This is a genomic window from Halobacillus sp. A1-3 (assembly GCF_050971765.1).
Lineage (GTDB): Bacteria > Bacillota > Bacilli > Bacillales > Halobacillaceae > Halobacillus > Halobacillus mangrovi_B.
Map to the genome: position 1 here is coordinate 288,391 of NZ_JBPCEO010000005.1, position 7,544 is coordinate 295,934.

General features: G+C 41.1%; 8 protein-coding genes and 1 other annotated feature. Of the genes, 6 read left to right on the forward strand and 2 right to left on the reverse strand.

Annotated elements, in window-relative coordinates; all coding sequences use genetic code 11:
- The first annotated feature begins 39 nt into the window (after window positions 1-39).
- Window positions 40-822 carry an alpha/beta hydrolase gene (locus ACRYKC_RS11485; RefSeq protein WP_433806859.1) on the forward strand — a complete coding sequence of 261 codons (783 nt, stop codon included), beginning with the start codon at window positions 40-42 and terminating at the stop codon, window positions 820-822.
- Between the two features lie 52 nt (window positions 823-874).
- The gene (locus ACRYKC_RS11490; RefSeq protein ID WP_433806876.1) at window positions 875-1,912 is read left to right on the forward strand and encodes a tetraprenyl-beta-curcumene synthase family protein; all 1,038 of its coding nucleotides are present in this window, start codon (window positions 875-877) and stop codon (window positions 1,910-1,912) included.
- A gap of 8 nt (window positions 1,913-1,920) precedes the next feature.
- On the opposite strand, the gene mnmM is transcribed toward ACRYKC_RS11490, so the two are convergent.
- On the reverse strand, window positions 1,921-2,493 hold the full coding sequence (gene mnmM / locus ACRYKC_RS11495) for a tRNA 5-(aminomethyl)-2-thiouridylate-methyltransferase MnmM (RefSeq protein WP_433806860.1): 573 nt from the start codon (window positions 2,491-2,493) through the stop codon (window positions 1,921-1,923).
- 105 nt (window positions 2,494-2,598) lie between these two features.
- On the opposite strand from mnmM, the gene ACRYKC_RS11500 reads away from it, so the two are divergent.
- Window positions 2,599-3,468, forward strand: a complete 870-nt coding sequence (locus ACRYKC_RS11500) for a WD40 repeat domain-containing protein (protein WP_433806861.1) — start codon at window positions 2,599-2,601, stop codon at window positions 3,466-3,468.
- A 26-nt stretch (window positions 3,469-3,494) separates the two neighbouring features.
- Here ACRYKC_RS11500 and ACRYKC_RS11505 read toward each other — a convergent pair whose 3' ends face one another.
- Window positions 3,495-3,632 (reverse strand): hypothetical protein, encoded by a 138-nt coding sequence (locus ACRYKC_RS11505; RefSeq protein ID WP_433806862.1) that lies wholly within the window; start codon window positions 3,630-3,632, stop codon window positions 3,495-3,497.
- A gap of 117 nt (window positions 3,633-3,749) precedes the next feature.
- Window positions 3,750-3,969, forward strand: a binding site (T-box leader).
- A gap of 53 nt (window positions 3,970-4,022) precedes the next feature.
- On the opposite strand from ACRYKC_RS11505, the gene leuS reads away from it, so the two are divergent.
- From leuS to ACRYKC_RS11520, 3 genes are all read left to right on the forward strand, one after another.
- Window positions 4,023-6,437, forward strand: coding sequence for a leucine--tRNA ligase (gene leuS / locus ACRYKC_RS11510; RefSeq protein WP_433806863.1), 2,415 nt, complete (start codon window positions 4,023-4,025; stop codon window positions 6,435-6,437).
- 124 nt (window positions 6,438-6,561) lie between these two features.
- Window positions 6,562-6,873, forward strand: coding sequence for a rhodanese-like domain-containing protein (locus ACRYKC_RS11515; RefSeq protein WP_433806864.1), 312 nt, complete (start codon window positions 6,562-6,564; stop codon window positions 6,871-6,873).
- A 19-nt stretch (window positions 6,874-6,892) separates the two neighbouring features.
- A complete protein-coding gene (locus ACRYKC_RS11520; protein WP_433806865.1) occupies window positions 6,893-7,222 on the forward strand; it encodes a rhodanese-like domain-containing protein in 330 nt (109 codons plus the stop codon).
- The last annotated feature ends 322 nt before the right edge of the window (window positions 7,223-7,544 follow it).

Genomic DNA, 7,544 nt, shown 5'->3' on the forward strand with positions numbered 1-7,544 from the left:
GTATAAACAGTATAGCAAATCGTAAGGAGTCGTGTACGGATGATAAAATTGGTTTCAGAACAGAACCTGGCTACAATAGTGATTGTCCATGGGGCATTTGAACATGCAGGGCGCTACGATGAGCTTGCGGCTCACTTTCAAAAAGACGGATTCAGTGTCATTTATGGCGATCTCCCGGGGCAAGGAAAGTCGACAGGGAAAAAAGGTCATATCTATAAATTTGATGAGTATATAAAAACGATTGGGTATTGGATTACTAAAGCAGATGAGTCCAGACCGATCTTCGTATTAGGCCACAGCATGGGAGCCATAGCAGTCATACGTGCCATGCAAACCTTTCATCCTATGGTTGATGGTGTCATCCTTTCGTCCCCTGCAGCCGGTATTCAGAATGGAGCAGGAAAGACGCTGGAAGCTTTTTCTCATATCATTAATCGGGTATGGCCTACTCTCAGTGTAAAAGCCCCTATGAAACCGGAAATGGTTACGAGGAATCAGGAGCTTATCATCAGAGATAAACAGGATTCCATGATCTTATCCAAAGTATCAATTCGCTGGTATAGAGAGTTCAGAAAAGCGATTAAACAATCGTTTCAAAATATTGACCGATTTCCAGATGTCCCTCTTCTTGTCATGCAGGCAGATAAAGACTTGATGGTTGATATTGAAAAGACAAAAGAGTGGTTTAATAAAGTGTCATGTAAAGAGAAATGCTATAAACAATGGCCTGGTCTTTATCATGAGATTTTTAATGAGCCCGAATGGAATACAGTCTATAACTATACAAAAAGTTTCATAACACTTCACCTGGATAAATCCTGATATAGGAGGGATCAACTTGACAGCTCATGTGCCACATAACGCCGTGCATCTAATGTATAAAGTGTATCGGAGGATTTTCCCTGCTGTACATAAAGAATTAAATTATTGGATTGAAAAGGCTCAGGCTATCCCCAATGAGGAGCTTCGAACCCAGGCTTTAGCGAGTATCGAAGGGAAGACTTTTCATTGTGAAGGGGGATCCATATACTCTGTGCTGGCAAAAGACAACTGGGAAGCAGCGATTCGCTTTATTGTTGCTTACCAGACCATCAGTGATTATCTCGATAACCTTTGTGATCGAAGCACTTCTATGGATCCTGAAGATTTCCGAATGCTGCACCAATCCATGACAGATGCTCTCTCACCTGGCAACGAAGTCAAAGATTACTATTATCACAGAGAGGATAAAGATGACGGAGGCTATTTAAGAGAGCTCGTCCAAACTTGTCAAAAAGTCTTAAAAACACCTTATTACAGTCTAGTACAGCATCATACAGTCAAATTGGGGTCGCTTTATAATGATCTACAGGTACATAAGCACGTCATTGAAGAAGAAAGAATTCCGAGATTGAAAAACTGGTTTGAAAACTACCAATCAGAATGGCCACATTTAGAATGGTATGAATTTTCTGCCTGTACAGGCTCAACATTAGGGATTTTCTGTCTAGTCTCTTATACGTTGGGAGGCACGATGGATGAACGACTTGCTGAACAAGTGGAGCGAAGTTACTTTCCGTTTATGCAAGGTCTTCACATTCTTTTGGATTATTATATCGATCAACAAGAAGACGAAGAAGAAGGAGATCTTAACTTCTGTACCTATTACAATCATGATGGTGAAATGAAAGACCGCTTTAAATATTTTGTGAAACAGACTCATGAGGAAATTCAAAAGCTTCCTAATGCACCTTTTCATCAGATGATTCATGAAGGGCTCGTAGGGATGTATCTAGCCGACAGGAAGGTTGGGAAGTTGAAAAATGCACGAAGTTTTGTAAAAGATTTGCTAAAAGTCAGTGGGAAGAAAGCTACATTTTTTTATTACAATACTAAAATGTACCATAAATTAAAGCCTGGAAGACCATTGTAGGTCCCAGGCTACTGTTTTTCGATAGCTAGTAAAAATGGCGGGTTATTTTTTTGATTGATAAATCCATATTGGAGAACATTGAAAGCATTCTGATCGAGTGAAGTCACGAACTTCATGACAGCGTCTCTTTCCTCGTCACCGCCCGGGTGACCATGGTAGACGACAAGGACCACCAGGCCGCCTTTTTTCATCAAAGTTAGTAGTTTTTTAACAGAAGAAATGGTTTCTGTTGGTGTTGTGACAACTTGCTTATCACTGCCTGGAAGATAGCCTAAGTTAAAAATGGCTGCCTTAATGTTCGATTGGTGATCGCTTGGAATGCTCTCGTTAATATAACTGTGCGTTTCATGATAGAGGGAGACTCGATTTTCCATAGCGTTTGCTTTCAAGCGATTTTTTGTGTTTTGAATGGCTTTCAGCTGAATATCGAACCCGTGAACATGCCCTTCCTCTCCTACAAGCTTAGCAAGGAAGAGGGTGTCATGACCATTTCCACACGTTCCATCTACAGCAATATCGCCCTTCTTTAATGTTTGTTCCATTAGTGTGTGAGAATAAGCTAAGGTACGTTGTAAAGTCATAGTATGTACGACCTCCAATTTGTTTTTAAACCCAGCGTTATTGTAGCACGAAGAGTAGGTTATAATCTAAGCTATTAAAATTTTGTTCCTAGGGGGGGAAAAGTTATGCGATCATTAACCGCTCATACTTCGCACGTTAATAAAGTATTGTTTAGTCCCGATAGCCAATACATCGCCTCAGCAGGATTCAGTGGTGAGCTGTTTTTATGGGAAGTGGAGAGTGGACAGAGAGTTCAAGTCTTTGAAGGACACAAACAAACTGTAAATGGAGTCAGTTGGATTGAAAAAGGCAAGAAGCTGATTTCTGCTTCAGGAGATGGGAAGATTTTGACTCATGAGGTTTCAAGCAGCAGTCCAGTGCAAGAAAGACAGGACTTAAAGTCAGGAGTCCATCATTTGAGAGTAACAAAAGACGAGGAGTATTTGATTACAAGTACGAAGTCGAACATGATCACACTATGGGAATTGCCGGATGGAGAGCAAGTGAAAAAAGTGAAAAGTGATGAAAAAAATACAGGCGTCCTTGAAACAGGGAGGGATCATAATCATGCCATCATTGGAGGATTAGGACCTACCATTCGACGGTTCGATCTTCCTAGCTGTGAGATTCTGGAACAGTTGGACGCTCATGAAGGAGCTACGATGGGGTTCCGGTTCTTCGATGAAGATCGTCATGCCGTTTCAGTTGGATATGATGGCGTATTAATTTTATGGGACATGGTCACTCATCAGGCTTTGGAAAAATTCAACGTTGGGGATCAGGGATATTACGGAATAGCTGTGGCTCCGAATGGACTGGAAGTGGCGATCACTATGGCTTATCAAGTGAAGCGCGTGTCCTTGTCTGATTTATCTGTCGTTGATAATGAATTACCTGCTAAAGGGAATTATAGTGTAGATTACGCTCCGAATGGGAATCAGCTAGTCATAGGATCTGCAGATAAAACCGTCCGTCTCTTTGACTTAAACGAATAGTAAACCTGCATGAAAAGACATGCAGGTTAAGGTCCAGGTTTAGTGTTGGATTTACTTTTCTTTCGATAGCCTTTTGCGGTATCTAAAGCTTTCTTAGCGAACCGTTTTGTCTGCTGTGGGTTTCTCTTTGCATACTCGGTGGCTTTACGAATAATTTTTCTCATGCTGCCTCCTTAAAAATGCGTCCTACATTATCTGTTTACCTTTTTTTATCTTCAGGTAAACATGGGCATGAGCCGCTTGACAAAGGACTTCTGTTTCATTAAGATACGAATATAAACGAAATGACGTGGAAAAGGAGTAGTAGCAAAGTTTCATGTATGAGAGAGGCAGCGGTTGGTGAAAGCTGCTCTTGATCTTTGTGAACTCGCCTTGGATGTCGCAAAAGTGAACGTAAATGGTAGCTTTTGCCGGTGCAGTCGCCGTTATTGACCTCGAGTGAACGTTTTATGAAACGTTAATTTGGGTGGTACCGCGGGAATCAAGCCTCTCGTCCCATATAGGGATGAGGGGCTTTTTATATTTTTTATAGAGATGAATGAGGAGGAAAACAAATGGCTTTTGATCATAAGTCGATCGAAAAGAAATGGCAGAACTATTGGCTGGACAATAAAACATTTAAAACAGACAGCCACTCTGACAAACAAAAATTCTATGCACTTGATATGTTCCCATATCCATCTGGTGCAGGGTTACACGTGGGGCATCCAGAAGGATATACGGCAACAGATATCCTATCCCGAATGAAAAGAATGCAAGGGTATGAAGTGCTTCACCCGATTGGATGGGATGCCTTCGGGTTGCCTGCTGAGCAATATGCCCTTGATACAGGAAATGACCCGGAAGAATTCACAGAACAGAATATTAATACGTTCCGACGCCAAATTCAAGAGCTGGGCTTCTCTTACGATTGGGACCGGGAAGTGAATACGACAGATCCGAATTACTATAAATGGACGCAATGGATATTCCTGAAACTTTATGAAAAGGGACTTGCCTACATCGATGAAGTAGCTGTGAACTGGTGTCCTGCACTAGGTACTGTACTAGCCAATGAAGAAGTCATTGATGGAAAAAGTGAACGAGGGGGCCATCCGGTTGAACGCCGTCCGATGAAACAGTGGATGCTGAAAATTACCGCCTATGCGGATCGCCTGCTTGATGATTTGGAAGAACTGGATTGGCCAGAAAGCATTAAGGATATGCAGCGCAACTGGATCGGAAAATCAGAAGGAGCGGAAGTAACGTTCACGATTGCTGGAACAAACCAGAATTTTGATGTATTTACTACAAGACCAGACACTTTGTTTGGCGCTACTTACGCAGTGCTTGCTCCTGAACATCCCCTTGTAAATCAAATTACTGCTGACGCTCAAAAAGAGAATGTTAAAGCATACGTAGATAAGGCAAAAAATAAGAGCGACCTTGAGCGTACTGATCTTGCTAAAGATAAGTCTGGGGTTTTTACAGGGGCCTATGCTGTAAATCCAATCAACGGTGAGAAGCTTCCGATTTGGGTGGCAGACTATGTATTGATGAGTTACGGAAGTGGAGCGATTATGGCTGTTCCAGCGCACGATGAAAGAGACTACGAGTTTGCGCAGAAATTCGAACTTCCGATCATACCTGTTGTGGAAGGCGGAAATGTACAGGAAGAAGCTTACACTGGAGACGGAAAGCACATTAACTCAGACTTTCTGAATGGCCTTGATAAAGAAGAAGCAATTGAAAAAGCGATCAACTGGCTTGAAGAAAAAAACAAAGGCGAAAAGAAAACGACCTACCGTCTGCGTGACTGGCTGTTCAGCCGTCAGCGCTATTGGGGAGAGCCAATCCCTGTCATTCACTGGGAAGATGGTTCCGTTACCCCGGTAGCTGAAGAGAATCTTCCAATTGAACTTCCAAAAACGACAGAGATCAAACCATCCGGCACAGGAGAATCTCCGCTTGCGAATATCGGCGAATGGGTAAATGTTGTTGATCCAGAAACAGGCATGAAAGGAAGAAGAGAAACGAACACGATGCCTCAATGGGCAGGAAGCTGCTGGTACTACCTTCGTTATATCGATGCAAATAACGATGAAATTTTTGCTGATTATGAAAAACTAAAGAAATGGCTGCCTGTTGATGTCTACATTGGTGGAGCCGAACATGCAGTTCTGCACTTGCTATATGCCCGTTTTTGGCACAAAGTTCTTTATGATGCTGGTGTAGTACCAACGAAAGAACCTTTCCAAAAGCTATTCAACCAGGGTATGATCCTTGGGGAAAACAATGAGAAAATGAGTAAATCAAAAGGAAATGTTGTAAATCCCGATGACATCGTGTACTCTCATGGAGCAGATACATTGAGGCTTTATGAAATGTTTATGGGACCTCTAGATGCATCGGTTGCATGGTCGACCAATGGACTGGACGGCGCTCGGCGATTCCTTGACCGTGTGTGGAGATTGTTTGTCGCAGACGGAAATCTTTCTGATGCAATTAAGGAAAACAGTAAAGGTGATACCCTTGATAAGGTTTATCATGAAACAGTAAAGAAAGTCACTGAGAACTTTGAAGAGCTTCGTTTCAATACAGGGATTTCTCAAATGATGGTCTTCATAAATGAAGGGTATAAAGCTAATGAACTTCCTAAAGAATATGTAGAAGGTTTTGTTAAATTGCTTTCCCCTGTAGCTCCACACCTGGCTGAAGAAATATGGGAGAAGCTTGGACATTCCGGAACCATCAGCTATCAGGCATGGCCAACTTACGATGAGTCGAAATTGGTAGAAGATGAAATTGAGATCGTCGTTCAAGTGATGGGGAAAGTGCGTGCCAAGATCATGGTCAACAGAGAAGCTTCTAAAGAAGACTTAGAGAAAGAAGCATTAGAGAACGAACAGGTTCAAGAATGGCTTGAAGGAAAAACAGTGCGTAAAGTCATTGCAGTGCCTGGTAAGCTAGTCAATATTGTTGCCAATTAATGAAAATGAGGGGTCGCTTTAGAGCGGCTCCTTCTATATTATAGTAAAGGAAGTAAATTCTTGACTTTACCATACTTATTCATTACATTTGGTTTGCAAAAAGATATAAAAGGAGGATTTTCCTATGAGTCAGATTCAAGAGATTTCACCTCAAGAAGTTGAGAATATGATTGAAAAGAATGAAAAACTTACTGTCATTGATGTACGTGAAGATGAAGAAGTGGCCCAGGGGATGGTTCCTACAGCTAAACATATTCCTTTAGGCCAGATTCCAAGTGAAGTTGATCAGCTACCTAAAGACCAATCCTACGTGATGATCTGTCGTTCGGGTCGTCGCAGTATGAATGCAGCTGAGTTCATGAAGGAAAAAGGGTTTCAAGATGTAAAGAACATGGAAGGCGGCATGCTAAAATGGAATGGAGAACTTGTTTTTTAACAAGTGAAGTTGAATAGGAATGCTTCTATTTTATATAATAACTGCCATTTTTCTTCCGTTCTTTGCTTATGACGCTTATAGGAAAGCCAACTTAAAGCCATTCCGCAAGTCTTCTGGTTCATTAGATGAATTTTGTGTAATTGATATACGCGATTACATTTCTGCCGATAAATGTCCTTACCCTGGAGCAGAAAATATTCCATTGAGCTATTTACCTCGAGCTCTCAAAAATCGATTCGACTGTACAAAACAAGTTTTATTAGTGACTGATGACAAAAGAGGCGCAAAACTAGCTGCGAAAATCATTCGCAAACACCGACGAAGGTCTATCTATTATGTTCAATCCTGACTCTCTTCTTAATGTAGGTAAGAAGAGAGTTTTCCTTATTATTTTAATCTAATTAAGTAACAATGTTGATGGTAAATAAAGCACGTAATCTAGTTTATGATTTTTTCTATTAATCTATTGACATTCTCTTCTCAGCCGTGTAATATAGTTAACGTTGCTCATTTGAGAGCACAAATGCATAAAGCACTATAAGCTTTTATTAAACAAAATCTATCAAACAGTATTGACAGCTTATTACACTTTATGCTAAAATTTGATTACTGTCGCAACAGACAGTTATTGATCTTTGAAAACTGAACGAACCAACCAGTACGTCAATTAA